Below are 20,702 nucleotides of genomic sequence, written 5' to 3'. Positions count from 1 at the left end.
CTATCATTTTAATGTATATATTGGAAATGTACAAATTTATTGAATAGGGTGATTACTGATGAATAGAATTGAAAAGTTAAAATCTGCTCTAAAGACAAAACATTTGGAAGCAATTATCGTTTTATCTGATTATAATAGAAGATACTTATCTGGATTTACTGGAACCAGTGGTGCATTGATTATTACAAATAGCGAAAAACTATTGCTTACTGATTTTAGATACATAGAGCAAGCAACTGATCAAGCTGCTGGTTTTAAAGTGATTAAGCAACAGGGACAACTGATAGAATCTATAAAATCCACACTAGAAGACTTAAATGTGCAAAATGTTGGCTTTGAAGGTAATTTAGTAAGCTATGATACTTATTTACAATTAAGTAAATCATATATCAGTTTAATAAGTATTTCTGGTTTAATTGAGAGAATAAGAGAAGTCAAGGATGAACAAGAAATAGCAAATATTCAAAAAGCTGCTCAAATTGTTGATGATGCTTATGAGTATATTTTAACAGTTGCTAAAGCTGGAATGACAGAACTTGAGTTAAAAGCAAAATTAGAAAGTAAAATGCTCGAATTAGGTTCAGAAGGACCATCTTTTAATACTATTGTTGCTTCTGGAGTGAGAGGAGCACTTCCACATGGTGTAGCAAGTGATAAAGTCATCAATCAAGGAGAATTAATTACCTTGGATTATGGAGCTTATTACAATGGATATGCCTCAGATATTACCCGTACTTTTGCTATTGGCGAACCAGATGCTCAATTAAAAGAAATATATAACATTGTATTACAAGCAAATTTAAAAGGAATTGAAGCAGCTAAACAAGGAATGACTGGTAGAGAACTTGATGCAGTAGCAAGAGATTATATTACCGAAAAAGGATACGGTGAGGCTTTTGGCCATTCATTAGGGCATGGTATAGGATTAGACGTACATGAAGGTCCAAATTTATCTAAAAAATCTGAATCTCCATTAGAATTAAATAATTGTGTTACAATTGAACCCGGTATATATTTAGATGGAATTGGTGGCGTACGTATTGAAGATGATATATTAATTACCGAAAATGGTTGCGAACGCTTTACTAAATCGTCTAAAGACCTTATTATTTTATAGAAGACCTTATATTAAGGAGGAAACTGAATGATTTCGGTTAATGATTTTAAAACAGGTTTAACAATTTCTGTAGATAATGGTATTTGGAAAGTTTTAGATTTCCAACACGTAAAACCAGGAAAAGGTGCTGCATTTGTACGTTCAAAATTACGTAACTTAAGAACAGGTGCGATCCAAGAGAAGACATTTAGAGGCGGAGAAAAAGTTGAAACTGCTATGATTGAAAATCGTCGCATGCAATATTTATACGCCGATGGTGATACACACGTTTTCATGGATAACCAAACATTTGATCAAATTGAATTACCTGCTGATTACTTAGAACATGAATTAAATTTCTTAAAAGCAAATATGGAAGTTCAAATTCAAAGTTATGAAAATGAAACTTTAGGTATTGAATTGCCAAAAAACGTTGAGCTTACAGTAACAGAAACAGAACCAGGTATTAAAGGTGATACTGCTACTGGTGCAACAAAATCTGCGACTGTTGAAACAGGTTATACACTAAATGTACCATTATTTGTTAATGAAGGAGATACTTTAGTAATTAACACAAGCGATGGAAGTTACGTGTCAAGAGCTTAATTCATCAGTGACACTCACCACTTGATGACAGCATTTGCAAATTATTTTAGAAGCCTTTCCACTTACTTTAAATGGAAGGGCTTTTATTATTTGCGTAAGGACGGAAAATTATTTTGACACAAAACTATAGTTAATTATTGATTAACTATAAAAGTTAATGAGTTATAATAGAAAATATGTATATGCTTGAATTGAACATTTCACTAAAGTAAAATAAACTAGGTAAATGAAAACAATCTGAAGGAGTCAGTATTTATGAATTTTAAAGAAATTAAAGAATTAATTGAAATTCTTGATCAATCTAGCTTGACTGAAATAAATATAGAAGATAAAGGGAATATAGTTAACTTAAAAAAAGAAAAAGAAACTGAGATTATCACACCTCAAGTTTCACAACAACCGATGCAACAGATTGCACCACAACAATCAGCTGTTTCAAATCAACTTGATACACAAAGTTCTGATGATACAAGTTCTTCCCAAGAAAATGACAATTTAAAAACAATCAATGCACCAATGGTTGGCACATTTTATAAATCACCTTCACCAGAGGAAAGTCCATATGTTCAAATAGGAGATTCTGTTTCAAACGAATCAACAGTATGTATTTTGGAAGCTATGAAACTATTTAATGAAATACAAGCAGAAGTCACAGGGGAAATTACTGAAATACTAGTAGAAGACGGTCAAATGGTAGAGTATGGCCAACCGTTATTTAAGGTGAAATAATGAATAAAATTTTAATTGCAAATAGAGGGGAAATTGCTGTAAGAATTATTCGAGCCTGTCACGATTTAGGTTTACAAACTGTGGCAATATATTCTGAAGGAGACAAAGACGCATTACATACTCAAATTGCTGATGAAGCATATTGTGTCGGTCCCACTCAATCTAAAGATTCTTACCTAAATATCCCTAATATTTTATCTATCGCGACTTCAACAGGATGTGATGGGGTTCACCCTGGATATGGTTTTCTAGCAGAAAACGGTGATTTTGCTGAACTTTGTGAAGCATGTCAACTTAAATTTATTGGCCCAAGTTATGAGTCCATACAAAAAATGGGTATCAAAGATGTCGCTAAAGAAGAAATGAAACGCGCTGAGGTTCCTGTAGTTCCTGGAAGTGAAGGGTTAGTTAAAGATATTAAAGAAGCGAAGAAAATTGCAAAAGATATAGGATATCCAGTCATTATCAAAGCTACTGCAGGCGGTGGTGGCAAAGGTATACGTGTTGCACGTGATGAAAAAGAATTGGAAACTGGCTTCAAAATGACTCAACAAGAAGCAGAAACTGCTTTTGGTAACAATGGATTATATCTTGAAAAATTTATTGAAAACTTTAGACATATCGAAATACAAGTAATTGGAGACAGTTATGGTAATGTCATCCATCTAGGTGAGCGTGATTGTACCATACAAAGACGTATGCAAAAACTTGTAGAAGAAGCACCGTCACCAATCTTAAACGATGCTAAACGGCAAGAAATGGGTAATGCAGCAGTAAGAGCAGCAAAAGCTGTAAATTATGAAAACGCTGGAACAATTGAATTTATTTATGATTTGAACACGCATGAATTTTATTTTATGGAAATGAATACACGTATTCAGGTAGAACATCCAGTTACAGAAATGGTAACTGGTATTGATTTAGTAAAACTACAACTTAAAGTAGCGATGGGTGAAAAGTTACCATTCACACAAAAAGATATTGAAATCAAAGGACATGCAATTGAATTTAGAATTAACGCTGAAAATCCTTATAAAAACTTTATGCCTTCACCAGGTAAAATCACACAATATCTAGCACCGGGTGGTTTTGGCGTAAGAATTGAATCAGCATGTTATACTAATTATACAATCCCTCCATACTATGATTCTATGGTAGCAAAATTAATTGTTCATGAACCATCAAGAGATGAAGCGATTATGACAGGATTGAGAGCGTTAGGTGAATATTTAGTATTAGGCATTGACACTACAATTCCATTTCATATTCGCCTACTAAATAACGATATATTTAGAAGTGGTGAATTTAATACTAATTTCTTAGAAACTTATAACATAATGGATGAATAAACTAAATAGGAGGTTTGTGAAATGGTCAAAGTAACAGAATCATCACATTCCAATTTAGGAAAAATAGAAATTGCACCTGAGGTTTTGACTGTTATTGCAAGTATAGCAACCTCAGAAGTAAAAGGCTTAGAAGGTCACTTTAAAGAAATAAAGGACTTAAGTGTTGAGAAAGTTACAAAAAAACAATTGGCACGTGGTATTAAAGTAGATACTAAAGATGATGGTATTCATATTGATGTATATTGCTCATTTTCATATGATATTAATATCTCAGAAACAGCAAGAAAAATACAAAATGCCATATACAATTCAATATCTACGATGACAACGATCATACCAAGTCAAATTAATGTTCACATTACACATATCGTATCTACAAATTAAATATAGCACTTTGACTTTAATGCGGTCATAAAACTGAGTTCTATAATCAAGAGATTAACAAAATTCTATTTTATATTAGTCATAAAGCGTACAATGCTAAAAGGAGTTTATAATGAGTCGAAAAGAATCAAGAACACAAGCCTTTCAAACACTATTTCAATTAGAAATGAAAAATAGTGATTTAACGATTGATGAAGCAATTAGTTTTATTAAAGATGATAATCCTGATTTAGAGTTTGATTTTATTAATTGGCTAGTTACAGGCGTAAAAGATCATGAATCTGTATTAGATAATAAAATTGCACCACATTTAAAAGATTGGACAATAGATAGATTATTGAAATCTGACCGAATTATTTTAAGAATGTCAACTTATGAATTACTAAATAGCGAAACGCCACAAAAAGTAATTATCAATGAAGCGGTTGAATTAGCAAAACAATTCAGTGATGATGAACATTATAAGTTTATCAATGGTGTGTTGAGTAATATTGAGTAAAAGAGTGATATAATATGTCAGATTATTTAAGCGTTTCAGCTTTAACTAAATATATTAAATATAAATTTGATCAAGATCCGCACTTACAGACTGTATTGCTTAAAGGTGAACTTTCTAACTTTAAAAAACATAGTAGCGGTCATCTCTATTTTAATGTTAAAGATAAAAATAGTGTCATCAGTGCAATGATGTTTAAAGGAAATGCTTCGAAAATTGACTTCGAACCTAAAGAGGGAGATGAAGTGTTGTTAGAAGCACGTGTTTCTGTATATGAAAGACGTGGTAATTATCAAATTTATGTTAATAAAATGCATATAGATGGCATTGGTAATTTATATCAAAAATTAGAACAGTTAAAAAAGAAATTAACTAAAGATGGTTATTTTGATCAAAACCATAAAAAGATTATTCCTAAGTTTCCTAAAAAAATCGCTGTGCTGACTGCAGGCACGGGTGCAGCGATTAGAGATATCCATACTACTATTAATAGTCGATATCCTTTAGTTGAACAAATACAAATCAACACTTTAGTACAAGGTGAGCAGGCTAAGTATGATATCATTGAAAAAATAAAACAAGCTGATGATTTAAATGTAGATACTATAATCATTGGTCGTGGTGGTGGTTCTATAGAAGATTTATGGAACTTCAACGAAGAAGATGTTGTCAAAGCGATTTATGCGTGTGAAACGCCAATCATATCAGCAGTAGGCCACGAAACAGACTTTACGCTTAGTGATTTTGTAGCAGATGCACGTGCTGCTACACCTACACAAGCAGCAGTGATGGCAACACCTGATCAATATGAATTGAGGCAATATATTCAACAACAAAAACTTTCTTTAACCAGGTTTATGAAACAACAGATTCAACATCAAAAGCAGTATTTAGAACAGGTTGCTTCATATTACAAATTTAAAACACCAACCTTGTTATATGATCAACAGATTCAAAAACGGGATGACTTAGAGAAACAGCTTAATTTAGCTATTACTTTTAAAGTTAATCAACATAAGCAAAAGCTAGAGTTAATAAAACAAAGTTTCAACTTAAAACATTTCAAACAAAATATTCAAAGAGAACAAACAACTATCAATCAAAAACAAACGAATCTTGTAAAATTAATGAATCATCTTATTGTAAAACAAAGAAATAATTTAACTAATAAAATAGAGAATTTGAATAATCTTAGTCCAACCAATACAATGTTACGTGGTTATACAATTGTGAACAAGCAAGATAAAATAGTTACTAGTACTAGCGATTTAGCTGAAAATGATAATATTGTATTAACGATGAAAGACGGTTCTGTTGATGCACAAGTTATGAAAGTAAGGTGTAATGATGACGAATAAATCACAAAGTTTTGAAGAAATGATGAAAGAATTAGAAAGTATAGTTCAAAAACTAGATAATGAAAATGTTTCTTTAGAAGAATCTTTAAACTTATACCAAAGAGGTATGACATTATCAGCAAATTGTGATGAAACATTGAAAAATGCTGAAAAAAAAGTGAACGAATTGATGTCTGAAGAAAATGTTGAAGGCGATGAAGAAACTGAAAAGGAAGAAAATCATGATGAATCATAAAATAGACAATTTAACTGACGAAATTAATGAATTATTACAAAATTCAATTCCGAATTCATCACTGAATACAGATTTAGAACATAGCATGAGATATTCGTTAGAAGCAGGCGGCAAACGAATTAGACCTGTTTTACTTTTATTAACATTGGAAATGCTAGCATCAGATTATAAACTTGGTTACGCTTCAGCACTTGGATTAGAAATGGTACATACGTATTCTCTTATTCATGATGATTTGCCTGCAATGGATGATGATGATTATCGAAGAGGTAAATTGACAAATCATAAAGTCTACGGTGAATGGAAAGCAATACTAGCAGGTGATGCATTACTCACTAAAGCATTTGATATCATTGTTAACGACGACAAACTGAAAGATAATGTCAAAATAAAACTGATTAAACGCTTATCATCTGCAAGTGGACATTTAGGTATGGTAGGTGGTCAAACACTCGATATGCAAAGTGAAGGTGAAGGATCTTCGGTAGACCTAAATACTTTAGAACATATCCATCAAGCTAAGACAGGTGCGCTATTAAAATTTGCAGTAATGGCAGCTGTTGATATTGCCGAGGCTGAACCAAGTGTAGCTAATTTATTAGAAAAATTTAGTGAACATTTAGGATTAATGTTCCAAATAAAAGATGATTTATTAGATATTTATGGAGACGAAGCGAAACTAGGTAAATCTACAGGTAGTGATCTTGAAAGTGATAAAAGTACTTACGTCTCATTATTAGGTCAAAACGGGGCAGAAGATAAGCTGAAATCACATACTGAATCTGCATATGCGTGTTTAGCTCGTTTACCTGAACAATATGACACAAGTAATCTAAAATATATCGTAGAATTATTCAATTATAGAGAATCATAATCAGACGTAGATTCTGTTTTTACAGATTTTATAAAATTTCTACCATTAAATTATGCTAAATCATGCTACTTTTCGTAGCGTGATTTTTTATTTATAAAAATTTATAATTTTATAAATAAATATTCATTTGTTACTAAAATAGTATCGGTATAAGTGATTCAAAATTTAATTATGGCTTATTTTTAATTCACTTCGAAAATAGACAGGCAGTATACACAACAGTCAATAAAAGTATTTCTGTTAAATTAACTTTAGTAGTAGTATCATTGTCCATGTGTTAAAATCATTGTATAAATATTCGTTTACAGAGGTGCTATACATGGCAAAAAAATCAGTAAGACATATTAAAATAAGAGAAATTATATCTAATGAAAAAATTGAAACCCAAGATGAACTGGTAAAGCGTTTAAATGAATATGAGTTAAATGTTACCCAAGCAACTGTTTCTCGCGACATTAAAGAATTACAGTTAATAAAGGTCCCTACACCTTCTGGTCAATATGTTTATAGTTTACCTAATGACAGAAAATATCATCCTTTAGAAAAACTTGGTCGTTATTTAATGGATTCATTTGTAAATATTGATGGTACTGGAAACCTTTTAGTACTTAAGACCTTACCTGGTAACGCTCAATCAATTGGGGCAATTTTAGATCAAATAGACTGGGATGAAGTGTTGGGCACAATTTGTGGTGATGATACATGTTTAATTATATGCAGAGATGAATCAGCCAGCGAAAAAATCAAAACACGTATCTTTAATCTATTATAAGTATAAGGAAGTGATTATAAATGCTACAAACCTTATCAATTAAACAATTCGCAATTATAGATGAATTAGAAGTAAACTTTGGTGATGGCTTAACTGTTTTGAGTGGCGAAACTGGTGCTGGTAAATCAATTATTATAGACGCGATTGGTCAATTAATTGGTATGCGTGCTTCATCAAACTATGTTAGACATGGCGAAAAAAAAGCTGTTATTGAAGGAATTTTTGATATAGATAATAGTAAAGAAGCCATTTCGATACTTCATGATTTATCTATCGATATCGATGAAGACTTTTTATTAGTAAAAAGAGAAATATTTAGCTCAGGTAAGAGTATTTGTAGAGTTAATAATCAAACAGTTACTTTACAAGATTTGAGAAAAATAATGCAAGAATTATTAGATATACATGGGCAACATGAAACACAAACATTATTAAAGCAAAAATATCATTTACATTTATTAGATAATTATGCCGAAAATACATATAAATCACTGCTTGAATCGTATGTTGATACTTTTGATAAATACAGCGCTAAGAAAAAAGAATTAGCAGATTTAGAGTCAGCCGATCAAGCGTTATTACAACGGTTAGACTTGTTAAAATTTCAATATGAAGAATTACAAGAAGCGAATCTTATTGAAAACGAAGTCCCTCAACTTGAGAGCGATATCAAACGTATTCAAAATTCAGAAAGTCTCAGTTTAGCCTTAAACAATGCACACGTCACGTTGACAGATGAGCATGCCATTACAGATCGTTTATACGAATTGAGTAATCAGTTACAATCAATTAGTGAAATTTTACCTGATAAATATGATGAACTAAAAGAAGATGTCGACCAATTTTATTACACGCTTGAGGATGCTAAACATCAATTGTACGATGATTTAACGAATACAGAATTTGATGAACAATATTTAAATGAATTAGAATCTAGAATGAATTTATTAAATAGTTTGAAACGTAAATATGGTAAAGATGTTAATGAACTAATTATGTATCAAGATAAAATGGCTGACGAAATTAATAAGATTGAAAATTATGAAGAAAGTACTGCTCAATTACGTCAAGAAATCGATGATTTATATAAAAATGTTATGGAATTAGGAGAAAAGTTATCGCAAGAAAGAAGAAATGTTGCACAAACTTTGCGTAATCATATTGTAGATGAAATTCAAAACCTTCAGATGAATGATGCTAATTTAGAAATTTCATTTAAACCTTTAGATAAACCGAACCGAGAAGGAATAGAATTTGTGGAATTTTTAATCAGTCCAAATAAAGGCGAACCCTTAAAGAGCTTAAATAAAATTGCTTCTGGAGGAGAATTATCAAGAATTATGTTGGCGCTAAAAACTATCTTTGTAAAAACAAGAGGCCAGACAGCAATTTTATTTGATGAAGTAGATTCTGGTGTATCTGGTAAAGCTGCTCAAAAGATGGCAGAGAAAATGAAAGGATTGGCTGAACACATACAAGTGATATGTATATCACATCTACCACAAGTTGCGTCCATGAGTGACCACCATTTATTTATTAGTAAAAATTCTAATGATGAACGAACAACAACACAAGTTAAAGAATTGACTGGAGAAGAACGTATTGATGAAGTAGCAAGAATGATTTCTGGTGCTACTGTGACAGAATTAACCAGACAAAATGCGAAAGAAATGATAGAGCAGAACCACAATTTAAAATAAAAATCTATATTCACTATTGTTAATACAAGTGCTAGCTGGGTTAGATAAATAATCAGTGAAGGATGTTGATTTTATGCGATTCCAACATTTAGTTGAACCATGTGAAACAATGAATGGAAATGTAGCCGTTTTATATGCAAATGACGAAAAAATGATATCAGTACTAGTTAAAGCTTTAAAATTAACTAACATAGACATTTTTATTTATGATACCCAAGACACTACGGAAATCATTCGTTCTTTTGATTTAGAACCTCAAATCCTAAATAGGATTCATGTGCTAACATTTTCAAGTGATTATCAATTACTTAAGCAATGCGCAGAAGATTTATCGCAGGGCAAAGTGACTGTTTTAATGAAAGGAAAAATGAAAGCCACATCAATGATTTCTTTTATTTTAAGCAATAAAAATTTTATAGACCAATATGGGTTTTTAAACCATGTTGCGTGTTTTAGTATACCTAATTACCATAAAACTTTAATGATTAGTGATGTAGCATATAATGTGGCACCTACGATAGAAGAAAAAAAGCAAATCATTAAAAATCTAACTACATTTAGTAATACATTAGGTTACGATAAATTTAATATTGGATTATTATCTGCAGTCGAATATGCGTCTAAAAAGATACCATCATCTATTGATGCTGAAAAATTAAAAAATATTTTCAATCGAACTTCGGATGTATATGTAAAAGTAGATGGACCAATTCTATTTGATTATGCAATCAGTAAAAAAAGAGCGATTGAAAAAAATTACACATCTAGTATTGCTGGTGATGTTGATGCACTTATCGTTTCAAATATAGATGTTGGGAGTGCATTATTAAAATCTTTAACTCATTTTGGAAATGCTTCTGTTTCCAGTTTGTTACTCGGCGCAAAATTCCCAATTGTTTTCACGTCAAGGGCAGAAAGTAAGCAAAATAAGTTAAACTCCTTATTACTTGCTTTGAAAACACAAAATAAATTTAACCACTAAATAAATTTGAATTTTTACACTATTATTTAGGTTATTAATTTTATAATACTGAATTTTGATGTAAGATAGTAAAGGATATCAATTAATAGAAAATTTAAATGCTGTTGCACTTGTTTATGTAAAGTAAGTAACGATTTTCTATATAAGACTTATTGTAATAATAGTATCTATTCATATTTCATTATTTAAACATTTTACTGAAAGTATTCGTTTTTAAAAATTAATGAAATGAAGTTATTTTAGTAAATTTCAAAAATTTGTATTGAAATCACTTTTAAAATTCAAAGGTGATTTTATTCGTATGTTTAAATTAATTAACATTAAACAATTCAGTTTGTTAAATACTTTAAACTTGCTATACAATTCTTTTATCAATGTTCTTTCAAATAAATATTAAACTGTAAACTATAGATTGAATTTTAAATACTATACGAATTTAATGTTTAAATATGATTTTTGACATAATACTAAGATTGCAGTTAGGAGCAAAAATATGGCAGATGAAAAATATGATCTAGTAATTTTAGGTGGAGGAACAGCTGGGTATGTATCAGCAATAAGAGCATCTCAATTAGGTAAAAAAGTTGCGCTTGTAGAAAAGTCACTTTTAGGAGGTACTTGCCTACATAAAGGATGTATACCAACAAAAGCGCTCTTAAAATCCGCTGAAGTATTAAGAACAGTTACAAATTCAAGTGAATTTGGTGTAGATATTGATGCATTTAAGTTAAATTTTTCAAGAATGCAAACGCGTAAAAATGAAGTAGTCCAACAAATGTTTAACGGTGTTGAACAACTTATGAAACATAATAAAATAGATGTGTTTAATGGTATCGGACGAATATTAGGTCCATCTATTTTCTCACCTCAAAGTGGCACTATTTCAGTAGAATATGATGATGGTGAATCAGAATTAATTCCAAATAATAATGTATTAATTTGTACAGGATCATCTCCAATGCCCTTGCCTTTTTTATCTTTTGATGGCAACACTGTGTTATCTAGTGATGATATTTTGAAGTTAGATAAATTACCGCAAACACTTGCTATCATAGGAGGCGGAGTAATTGGTTTAGAATTTGCATCTTTAATGGTGGACTTAGGTGTAGAAGTTTCTGTTATCGAAGCAGGACCACGTATTTTGCCTACTGAAAGTAAATCAATAGCAAAAGCGTTGCAAAATGATTTAGAACAACGTGGCGTTAATTTTTATGTAGATGTCCAACTATCTGAAGAACATGTTTCTACTAAAGATAACAGTATTGAAATTCAAATCGAGGAAGAATTATTCGTTTTTGATAAATTATTAGTAGCCATAGGTCGTAAACCAAATACAACAGATATTGGATTAAACAACACAAAAATAAAACTGACGGATAAAGACCATATAGTCGTAAATGAATATCAACAAACAGAAGACAAACATATCTATGCTGCTGGAGATTGTATAGGTAAATTACAACTCGCACATGTTGGATCTAAAGAAGGCATAACAGCCATTGAGCATATGTTTGATGCTACACCAATCTCAGTAGACTATAATAAAATGCCAAAATGTGTCTATACACAACCAGAAGTTGCAAGTATTGGTCAAAATAAAGAATTAGCGAATGAGGAAGGATTCAAAACAAAAACATTTAAAGTTCCATTTAAGGCAATTGGAAAAGCTGTCATTGAAAATACAAAAAATTTGAATGGTTTTTGTGAAATTGTAATTGATCAAGAAAACGATAACGTCCTAGGTATAAATATGATTGGCCCCCACGTAACTGAGCTCATTAATGAATTATCACTATTTCAATTTATGAATGGTTCAACATTGGAATTAGGGTTAACTACACATGCACATCCGTCACTTTCAGAAGTGCTGATGGAATTAGGATTAAAAGTCGAAAATAGATCGATTCACGTTTAATTAAGGAGGATACAAAATGTTTGATTATAAATCAGTAGGTCTTGATACTTCTGAATTAAAATCTATGTATAAATGGATGGATTTAGGCCGAAAAATTGATGAGCGCATGTGGCTACTTAATCGTGCAGGTAAAATACCTTTTGTAATAAGCTGTCAGGGACAAGAAGCTACACAAATAGGTATGGCATTCGCAATGCAAGAAGGGGATATTTCATCACCTTATTATAGAGATCTTGCACTTGTTACATATTTAGGTATGACGCCACTTGATTCAATGTTAGCTGCTTTTGGTAAACGTGATGATATCAGTTCTGGCGGCAAACAAATGCCATCTCATTTTAGTAAAAAAGAAAAAGGAATTCTATCTCAAGGTTCACCAGTTGCTACACAAATATTACATGCAGTTGGTGCTGCACTAGCTTTAAAAATGGACAGTAAACAAAATATTGCAATAACTACTGTAGGTGAAGGAAGTTCTAACCAAGGAGATTTCCATGAAGGTTTAAACTTCGCTGGTGTACATAAATTACCTTTTATTTGCGTTATAGAAAATAATAAATATGCTATTTCTGTACCTGACTCATTGCAATATGGTACTGAAAAATTATCTGATCGTGCTATTGGATATGGTATACATGGTGAACAAGTAGATGGCAATGATCCTATTGCAGTATATAAAGTTATGAAAGAGGCTCGTGAGCGTGCATTGAGTGGCGAAGGTTCAACTTTAATTGAAGCGATGTGTACACGTTTGACTGCGCATTCTTCTGATGATGATGATAAATATCGTTCACAAGAAGAACGTGAAGGATTAAAATCATTGGATTGTAATCAAAAATTCAAATCTTTCTTATTAGAAGAAGGAATTATTGATGAACAGTGGTTGGATGAAATAGAAAAAGAACATAAAGAAATTGTTAATCAAGCTACAAAAGAAGCTGAAAAAGCACCTTATCCATCACCAGAAGAAACTTACACACATGTCTACGAAGAAGGGAGCTTAAATAATGGCTAAATTATCTTATTTAGAAGCGATTCATCAAGGTCTAGACCAAGCAATGGAAAAAGACAATGATGTTTTTGTATTGGGTGAAGATGTAGGTAAAAAAGGTGGCGTCTTTGGTGTTACTCTAGGATTACAACAAAAATATGGGGAAGCACGTGTGTTAGACACGCCATTAGCTGAATCTAACATTGTGGGAACTGGTATAGGAGCAGCAATGATGGGTAAAAGACCAGTGGCAGAAATACAATTTGCAGAATACATTTTACCTGCTACCAACCAAATTATGAGTGAAGCTGCTAAGATGAGATATCGCTCAAATAATGATTGGCACTGTCCATTAACCATTCGTTCTCCATTTGGCGGTGGAATTCATGGCGCTTTATACCATTCTCAAAGTGTAGAATCTATTTTTGCATCAACACCTGGTCTAACAATAGTCATACCTTCTTCACCTTATGATGCAAAGGGGCTATTACTTGCTTCAATCGAATCTAATGACCCAGTCCTATACTTTGAACATAAAAAAGCATATCGTTTATTAAAAGAAGAAGTACCTGAGTCATATTATACGGTGCCAATTGGTAAAGCTGATGTAAAACGTGAAGGAGATGACATTACAGTATTTACCTATGGCTTATGTGTCAATTATTGTATACAAGCTGCTGATATGTTAATGGAAGAAGGCATCAATGTTGAAGTTGTAGATTTACGTACCGTGTATCCATTAGATAAAGATACAATTATTGAACGCGCGAAACAAACAGGTAAAATATTATTAGTTACTGAGGATAATTTAGAAGGAAGTATTATTTCTGAAGTAGCCGCTATTATTTCAGAAAACTGTTTATTTGACCTTGATGCACCGATTATGAGACTTGCCGGGCCAGATGTTCCATCAATGCCATTTGCACCGACGCTTGAAGATGAGTTTATGATAAATCCAGAAAAAATAAAAAACAAAATGCGTGAACTCGCAGAATTTTAAGGAGGCACAACCATGGAAATTAAAATGCCTAAACTCGGTGAAAGTGTACATGAAGGAACAATTGAACAATGGCTTGTTTCAGTAGGCGATAAAATAGAAGAATATGACCCACTTTGTGAAGTCATAACTGATAAAGTTACAGCAGAAGTGCCATCATCATTTGCAGGTACAATCCGTGAAATTATTGTGGAGGAAGGTACAACAGTTGAAGTAGGTGAAGTAATTTGTTACTTAGATACTGAAGAAGATTTATCAGATGAAAATACCGATAACGGTGCTACAAATGACCAACCTGAAGATGTAAAAGAAACATCACAAACTCAAGAGAGTAACTCAAATGTAAACAATAGCGAAAACGCTGCAGCTGATCAGCGCCCTCAAAATAATGGACGTTTTTCACCTGTAGTATTTAAACTAGCGTCTGAACATCAAATTGACCTTTCACAAGTTAAAGGAACTGGCTTTGAAGGAAGAGTAACTAAAAAGGACATAGAGAAAGCAATCAAAGAAGGTACCCATAAATTAGGTTCAGAAATCATCGCGCCTAAAGACTCACCTAAAGTCAATAAGCAAGTGCAATATAATGAACCCTCTCCGGGTTCAGCAATACCAGTAAATGGCGTTCGTAAGCAAATTGCTGAAAATATGGTCAACAGTGTTAATGAAATCCCACATGCTTGGATGATGGTAGAGGCAGATGCTACAAATCTAGTTAAAACAAGAAATTATCATAAAAATAGTTTTAAAGAAAATGAAGGTTATAACCTTACTTATTTTGCATTCTTTGTAAAAGCAGTTGCAGAAGGCTTAAAAGCATATCCTTTACTAAATAGCAGCTGGCAAAATTCTGAAATAGTAATGCATAAAGATGTTAATATTTCAATTGCAGTAGCTGATGAAGAGAAATTATATGTTCCAGTAATCAAAAATGCTGATGAAAAATCTTTAAAAGGCATTGCTAGAGAAATTAATGATTTAGCTCAAAAAGCACGTAATAAAAAATTAAGATCTGAAGATATGCAAGGTGGTACTTTTACAGTCAATAATACTGGTACATTTGGTTCAGTATCATCTATGGGAATTATCAATCACCCTGAAGCAGCAATACTTCAAATTGAATCTATTATCAAAAAACCTGTCGTTATTGATGATATGATTGCAATTAGACATATGGTTAATTTATGTATTTCTATCGACCATCGTATATTAGATGGCTTGCAAGCAGGTAGATTTATGAATTTCGTCAAAACGAGAATCGAGCAATATTCTATAGAAAACACAAGCATTTATTAGTTTTGTAATATCGGTAAATACTATTAAATATGATAAATAGTAAGTTAGAAATCAAATTTCATTATTTTGATTTCTAACTTTTTTATTTTAAAAACTTTATTATTGAAGGTTCCATGATGAACGAACTTGTTGTCAGATTAAACACACATGTTGAACTATTGTCTATATATTAGTAAAATGAAATTAATAAATTGATAACGAAAGGTGATTTGAATATGGATTTAAATTTTGATTTATATATGAATGATGTAGTAAGCCAAGCAAGAAATGAAATCGAAGAAGCAGGTTATGAACAATTAACGACAGCTGATGAAGTTGATAAAGTCTTAAATCAAGAAGGCACATCACTAGTAATGGTTAACTCAGTTTGTGGTTGTGCCGGTGGTATTGCTAGACCAGCAGCTACGCATGCATTACATTATGATAAATTACCAGACAGACTTGTAACAGTGTTTGCTGGACAAGATAAAGAAGCAACTCAACAAGCAAGAGATTATTTTAAAGGATATGCACCATCAAGCCCATCATTTGCATTAATAAAAAATGGTGAAATCACACAAATGATAGAACGCCATCAAATCGAAGGCCACGATGTGATGGATGTTATTAATCAATTACAAAATTTATTTGATACTTATTGTGATGAAAGATAGAGGTTAACATCGATGATGCGATTAAATCCATATCGAATCGGATTTAGAACAATTAAAACTGCTGTAGGTATGGCACTAGGAATTATCATTGCTAAATTAATGGGGTTAGATAATTTTGCTTCTAGTGCCATTTTAGTGGTGCTTTGTATTAAACATACAAAAGTGCATTCACTACAAGCGATAATATCTAGATTTGTCTCTTGTATATTAATCCTTGTGATTGGCTCAATAGCTTTCAGTTATTTTGGTCAAAGCGCAATTATTTTAGGTGTGATCGTACTTTTATTTATACCGCTCACTGTTGTTTTTAAAGTACAAGAGGGAGTAGTTACAAGTTGTGTTATTTTGCTGCATGTATTTAATGCTAAAGTCATTGACATACACTTGTTTATCAATGAAATTTTATTGTTAATCGTTGGTCTAGGTATTGCATTTTTAATGAATTTAATCATGCCTAGTTTAGACTTTAAACTAAAACAATATAAAGAGGAAATAGAAAATCAATTCACAAAAATCTTTGAAACATTTAGTACTACTTGCAAAGCACCTAACCCTACTTTAGATATGTCCTTCAATCAATTACAACTTACGATACAAAAAGCAAAATCAATTGCATTTAGAGATGTTAAAAATCATTTTGTACGTAATGAAAATTCTTACTATCATTATTTTGATATGAGAGAAGCACAGTTAGAATTATTAGAAAGAATGTCTAAAATGATACAAAACATTGAAACAAAAGACACGTTATTAGATAAAATCAGTAGTTTGTTTTTAGAGGTAGCTCAAAACGTAAATAGTAATGATTATACTGCCTTACGCTTGCATTCTCTTTATGAAATCAAATTAGAGTTAGATCAATTAGAGTTACCAAACTCACATGCTTCTTTCAGAACTAGAGCAAGCATTAAACAATTACTCAATGAATTAGAAGAATATTTAGAAGTTAAATCACAATTCGGATCCTTAAAATTACATAAAGATACAAAATCAACAATTTTTTCATAATATGCATAAATAATAATCACCTTGACCTAGTTAAAAGAAATGGCGCACTCACTTTCTTTTACCTAGGTCATTTTAATGTAAAAAAGCACAAAAAATGTACCATAAAGCAATATAATTTACACCGCTAAATGATACATGACACAATTTTAATTAATATTTATTTTCATTTTTTAATTTGTTAAAGGAACTATACTCGTCAAGATTAATGCAAGTACGACTGCTATCAACATAACTACAATTATAAATCTAAGCACTTTATTGTTATTCAAACTTAATTCCTCCAAAATATATCAAATGCGTTTTAAAAAGCAATATTGTACTGTGACTCATCCACAATATTTCAAGTCACTACTATTTTATCAATGTATATTATAACATAACTAGACGAATACGTATAAACATATTTGTTTTGCTAAGCTTTAAACTTATGTAAACTAAAATAAATTGTGATTATAGAAAAGGGGATTTATATGATAAATAAACAACGTCTATTAGAGACATTTTTAGAACTCGTTCAAATTGATTCTGAAAGTGGCAATGAACAGGATATCCAATACCATCTTAAAAAAATAATGGAACAGCAAAATATAGATATCTATGAAGATAAAGCCAGTATTCAAAATGATACTTTAGGTGCGAATAATTTAATTTGCACCTTAAAGGCAACGCCCAATTATGACCATCTTGAAAAAATATATTTCACAAGTCATATGGATACAGTTGTACCAGGTCAAAAAATCACACCAACTGTAAAAGATGATGGATACATATACTCAGATGGAACTACGATTTTAGGTGCAGATGATAAGGCTGGCTTAGCAGCTATTATAGAATTTATCCATGTTATTAATGAACAACATTTGCCTCATGGTCAAATTCAATTTATTTTGACTGTTGGTGAAGAAATTGGCTTAGAGGGGGCGAAAGCAATAGATAAAACTTTACTAGATGCGAGTTATGGTTTTGCAATTGATGCAAGTGTTCCAGTTGGCACAACTGTAGTTGGTGCGCCAACTCAAATGAAACTGAATGCGACTATATTTGGAAAAACAGCGCACGCCAGTACACCTAACCATGGTATAAGCGCAATCAATGTAGCTGCAAAGGCAATTAGTGAAATGAACTTAGGTCGAATAGATGACTATACCACTGCAAATATTGGTCGTTTTGAAGGTGGTTCTGCTACCAATATTGTGGCAGAAAAAGTAACATTAAATGCAGAAGCACGTTCACATTCAGAAGAAAGTATCGTCAGACAAGTCAATCATATGAAATCTGTTTTTGAAACAACAGCAAAAAGGTATCATTGTCATGCCGAAGTAGAAATCATCAAAAGTTATCCAGGATTTAAAATTTCTGATGATGCAGCGGTAACTTCTATAGCAAAATCTAGCGCTTTAGCTTTAGGTTTAGAAGCAAATACTGTCATTGCTGGTGGTGGATCAGATGGTAATATAATAAATCAACTTGGAATACCTACAGTCATTTTAGGTGTAGGTTATGAAAACATTCACACTACAGAAGAAAGAATTTCAATTGAATCTTTAAATCAGTTAGCTAGTCAACTTTTAAGTATTAACGACGTGCTTATTAAACAATCTATAAACTGATTAAGTGAATATAAAGATACCTTTGTGATACAATATACTAGAAAACTTTAATAAGAGAGGTTAGTTAAATGACACAACAAATAGGTGTAGTAGGTTTAGCCGTAATGGGTAAAAACCTTGCTTGGAATATTGAATCACGTGGATACAGCGTATCAGTTTTTAACCGTTCTTCAGAAAAAACAGATGAAATGGTAAAAGAATCTGAAGGAAAAAACATACATCCAACATATTCAATGGAAGAATTTGTAAATTCCTTAGAAAAACCCCGTAAAATACTACTAATGGTAAAAGCAGGAACAGCTACAGATGCAACAATTGATACGCTTTTACCATTATTAGACGATGATGACATTTTAATTGATGGTGGAAATACTAATTATCAAGATACAATTAGACGAAACAAAGCACTCGCTGAAAGTGGTGTTAATTTCATTGGTATGGGTGTATCTGGTGGTGAAGTTGGTGCATTAACAGGACCTTCACTTATGCCTGGTGGACAAGAAGCAGCTTTTAATAAAGTGAGTCATATATTAGAAGCTATATCAGCAAAAGCAAAAGACGGCGCACCATGTGTAGCCTATATCGGACCAAATGGTGCCGGACATTACGTTAAAATGGTCCATAATGGTATAGAATATGCTGACATGCAGTTAATTGCAGAAAGTTATGCAATGATGAAAAACTTACTAGGTATGTCACATGAAGATATCGCTCAAACATTTAAGGATTGGAATGCTGGGGAATTATCAAGTTATTTAATAGAAATAACTGGTGATATTTTCAATAAATTAGATGATGAAACAAATGGACCATTAGTTGAACAAATACTAGATACAGCCGGCCAAAAAGGTACTGGTAAATGGACATCTATCAATGCTTTAGAACTAGGAATACCTTTAACAATAATCACTGAATCTGTATTTGCTCGTTTTATTTCTTCAATTAAAGAAGAACGTGTAAATGCTTCTAAACAATTAAATGGACCTAGTGCTAAATTTGAGGGTGATAAAGAAGCATTCCTTGAAAAAATCCGCAAAGCACTTTATATGAGTAAAATCTGTTCTTACGCGCAAGGTTTTGCTCAAATGAGAAAAGCTAGTGAAGACCATGCATGGAATCTTCAATTAGGTGAGCTTGCTATGATCTGGCGTGAAGGTTGTATAATCCGTGCGCAATTCTTACAAAAAATTAAAGAAGCGTATGATAATGATAGTGAATTACAAAACTTACTATTAGATCCTTATTTCAAAGACATCGTTACAAATTATCAAGATGCTTTACGTGACGTTGTAGCAACAGGCGTACAAAATGGCGTACCAACACCTGGTTTTTCTGCAAGTATTAACTATTATGACAGTTATCGTTCAGAAAATTTACCAGCTAACTTAATCCAAGCACAACGCGATTATTTTGGTGCACACACATATGAGCGTAAAGACCGTTCTGGTATTTTCCATACACAGTGGATTGATGAATAATTTAGATGTTTTATAACATTCATGTTCTAATATAATTATCTCAGATGGAACTGAAAAATTACCAAAAACATAAGTAATTCTAGCTAAAGCGTGTTAATTGTCATTAAAATTAACGATGGATTGGCCTCAAATAGTGAAGTTCATAATTATAATATAAACACTTTCGCTAAATT

The 20,702-nt window shown here is 31.8% G+C and carries 21 protein-coding genes; 20 read left to right on the top strand and 1 reads right to left on the bottom strand.

All coding sequences use genetic code 11. The features are described 5' to 3' along the window. Positions 1–58: 58 nt before the first annotated feature. The 18 genes from HMPREF2586_RS10350 (at position 59) to HMPREF2586_RS10265 (ending at position 17,441) form a co-directional block, all read left to right on the top strand. Entirely contained in the window at positions 59–1,117 is a 1,059-nt protein-coding gene (locus HMPREF2586_RS10350; protein ID WP_046208183.1) for a M24 family metallopeptidase, read from the top strand. A gap of 27 nt (positions 1,118–1,144) precedes the next feature. Beyond that, entirely contained in the window at positions 1,145–1,702 is a 558-nt protein-coding gene (gene efp, locus HMPREF2586_RS10345) for an elongation factor P (RefSeq protein ID WP_046208184.1), read from the top strand. A 255-nt stretch (positions 1,703–1,957) separates the two neighbouring features. Then, positions 1,958–2,431 carry an acetyl-CoA carboxylase biotin carboxyl carrier protein gene (gene accB, locus HMPREF2586_RS10340; RefSeq protein WP_070038266.1) on the top strand — a complete coding sequence of 158 codons (474 nt, stop codon included), beginning with the start codon at positions 1,958–1,960 and terminating at the stop codon, positions 2,429–2,431. Beyond that, positions 2,431–3,780, top strand: coding sequence for an acetyl-CoA carboxylase biotin carboxylase subunit (gene accC / locus HMPREF2586_RS10335; protein ID WP_046208186.1), 1,350 nt, complete (start codon positions 2,431–2,433; stop codon positions 3,778–3,780). Before accB ends, accC begins: the two co-directional genes overlap by 1 nt. Positions 3,781–3,801: 21 nt before the next feature. Then, positions 3,802–4,164 carry an Asp23/Gls24 family envelope stress response protein gene (locus HMPREF2586_RS10330; RefSeq protein ID WP_070658616.1) on the top strand — a complete coding sequence of 121 codons (363 nt, stop codon included), beginning with the start codon at positions 3,802–3,804 and terminating at the stop codon, positions 4,162–4,164. Positions 4,165–4,276: 112 nt separating this feature from the next. Next, entirely contained in the window at positions 4,277–4,663 is a 387-nt protein-coding gene (gene nusB / locus HMPREF2586_RS10325; protein ID WP_046208188.1) for a transcription antitermination factor NusB, read from the top strand. A 14-nt stretch (positions 4,664–4,677) separates the two neighbouring features. After that, complete coding sequence (xseA, locus tag HMPREF2586_RS10320; RefSeq protein ID WP_070658615.1) at positions 4,678–6,018, top strand: exodeoxyribonuclease VII large subunit; 1,341 nt, start codon at positions 4,678–4,680, stop codon at positions 6,016–6,018. After that, complete coding sequence (locus HMPREF2586_RS10315) at positions 6,008–6,253, top strand: exodeoxyribonuclease VII small subunit (RefSeq protein WP_103161483.1); 246 nt, start codon at positions 6,008–6,010, stop codon at positions 6,251–6,253. The genes xseA and HMPREF2586_RS10315 overlap by 11 nt, the downstream gene beginning before the upstream one ends. Continuing rightward, a complete protein-coding gene (locus HMPREF2586_RS10310) occupies positions 6,240–7,127 on the top strand; it encodes a polyprenyl synthetase family protein (protein WP_064208920.1) in 888 nt (295 codons plus the stop codon). Before HMPREF2586_RS10315 ends, HMPREF2586_RS10310 begins: the two co-directional genes overlap by 14 nt. A 319-nt stretch (positions 7,128–7,446) precedes the next feature. Continuing rightward, the gene (gene ahrC, locus HMPREF2586_RS10305; protein ID WP_019468379.1) at positions 7,447–7,899 is read left to right on the top strand and encodes a transcriptional regulator AhrC/ArgR; all 453 of its coding nucleotides are present in this window, start codon (positions 7,447–7,449) and stop codon (positions 7,897–7,899) included. 20 nt (positions 7,900–7,919) lie between these two features. After that, positions 7,920–9,599, top strand: a complete 1,680-nt coding sequence (gene recN / locus HMPREF2586_RS10300) for a DNA repair protein RecN (RefSeq protein ID WP_064208921.1) — start codon at positions 7,920–7,922, stop codon at positions 9,597–9,599. 73 nt (positions 9,600–9,672) lie between these two features. After that, complete coding sequence (locus tag HMPREF2586_RS10295) at positions 9,673–10,581, top strand: phosphate acyltransferase (RefSeq protein ID WP_070038254.1); 909 nt, start codon at positions 9,673–9,675, stop codon at positions 10,579–10,581. 493 nt (positions 10,582–11,074) lie between these two features. Continuing rightward, a complete protein-coding gene (lpdA, locus tag HMPREF2586_RS10290) occupies positions 11,075–12,496 on the top strand; it encodes a dihydrolipoyl dehydrogenase (protein WP_070658613.1) in 1,422 nt (473 codons plus the stop codon). A 16-nt stretch (positions 12,497–12,512) separates the two neighbouring features. Beyond that, positions 12,513–13,511, top strand: a complete 999-nt coding sequence (locus HMPREF2586_RS10285) for a thiamine pyrophosphate-dependent dehydrogenase E1 component subunit alpha (RefSeq protein WP_070658611.1) — start codon at positions 12,513–12,515, stop codon at positions 13,509–13,511. Continuing rightward, a complete protein-coding gene (locus HMPREF2586_RS10280) occupies positions 13,504–14,487 on the top strand; it encodes an alpha-ketoacid dehydrogenase subunit beta (RefSeq protein WP_046208196.1) in 984 nt (327 codons plus the stop codon). The genes HMPREF2586_RS10285 and HMPREF2586_RS10280 overlap by 8 nt, the downstream gene beginning before the upstream one ends. Positions 14,488–14,499: 12 nt before the next feature. Beyond that, on the top strand, positions 14,500–15,780 hold the full coding sequence (locus tag HMPREF2586_RS10275) for a dihydrolipoamide acetyltransferase family protein (RefSeq protein ID WP_070658608.1): 1,281 nt from the start codon (positions 14,500–14,502) through the stop codon (positions 15,778–15,780). Positions 15,781–15,995: 215 nt separating this feature from the next. Further along, on the top strand, positions 15,996–16,433 hold the full coding sequence (gene brxB, locus HMPREF2586_RS10270) for a bacilliredoxin BrxB (RefSeq protein WP_046208198.1): 438 nt from the start codon (positions 15,996–15,998) through the stop codon (positions 16,431–16,433). Positions 16,434–16,445: 12 nt separating this feature from the next. Then, entirely contained in the window at positions 16,446–17,441 is a 996-nt protein-coding gene (locus HMPREF2586_RS10265; RefSeq protein ID WP_070812735.1) for an aromatic acid exporter family protein, read from the top strand. Between the two features lie 170 nt (positions 17,442–17,611). On the opposite strand, the gene prli42 is transcribed toward HMPREF2586_RS10265, so the two are convergent. Next, the gene (prli42, locus tag HMPREF2586_RS12890; RefSeq protein ID WP_150822912.1) at positions 17,612–17,710 is read right to left on the bottom strand and encodes a stressosome-associated protein Prli42; all 99 of its coding nucleotides are present in this window, start codon (positions 17,708–17,710) and stop codon (positions 17,612–17,614) included. A 201-nt stretch (positions 17,711–17,911) separates the two neighbouring features. Between prli42 and HMPREF2586_RS10260 the strand changes: the two genes are divergently transcribed. Continuing rightward, positions 17,912–19,051, top strand: coding sequence for a M20/M25/M40 family metallo-hydrolase (locus HMPREF2586_RS10260; RefSeq protein ID WP_070658604.1), 1,140 nt, complete (start codon positions 17,912–17,914; stop codon positions 19,049–19,051). A 68-nt stretch (positions 19,052–19,119) separates the two neighbouring features. Further along, entirely contained in the window at positions 19,120–20,529 is a 1,410-nt protein-coding gene (gndA, locus tag HMPREF2586_RS10255) for an NADP-dependent phosphogluconate dehydrogenase (RefSeq protein ID WP_070038247.1), read from the top strand. Positions 20,530–20,702: the final 173 nt, after the last annotated feature.

The sequence above is a fragment of the Staphylococcus sp. HMSC034G07 genome (genome assembly GCF_001835975.1).
GTDB lineage: Bacteria > Bacillota > Bacilli > Staphylococcales > Staphylococcaceae > Staphylococcus > Staphylococcus ureilyticus.
The sequence above is the reverse complement of the archived record's forward strand: the minus strand, read 5'-3'. Positions and strand labels throughout refer to the sequence as shown.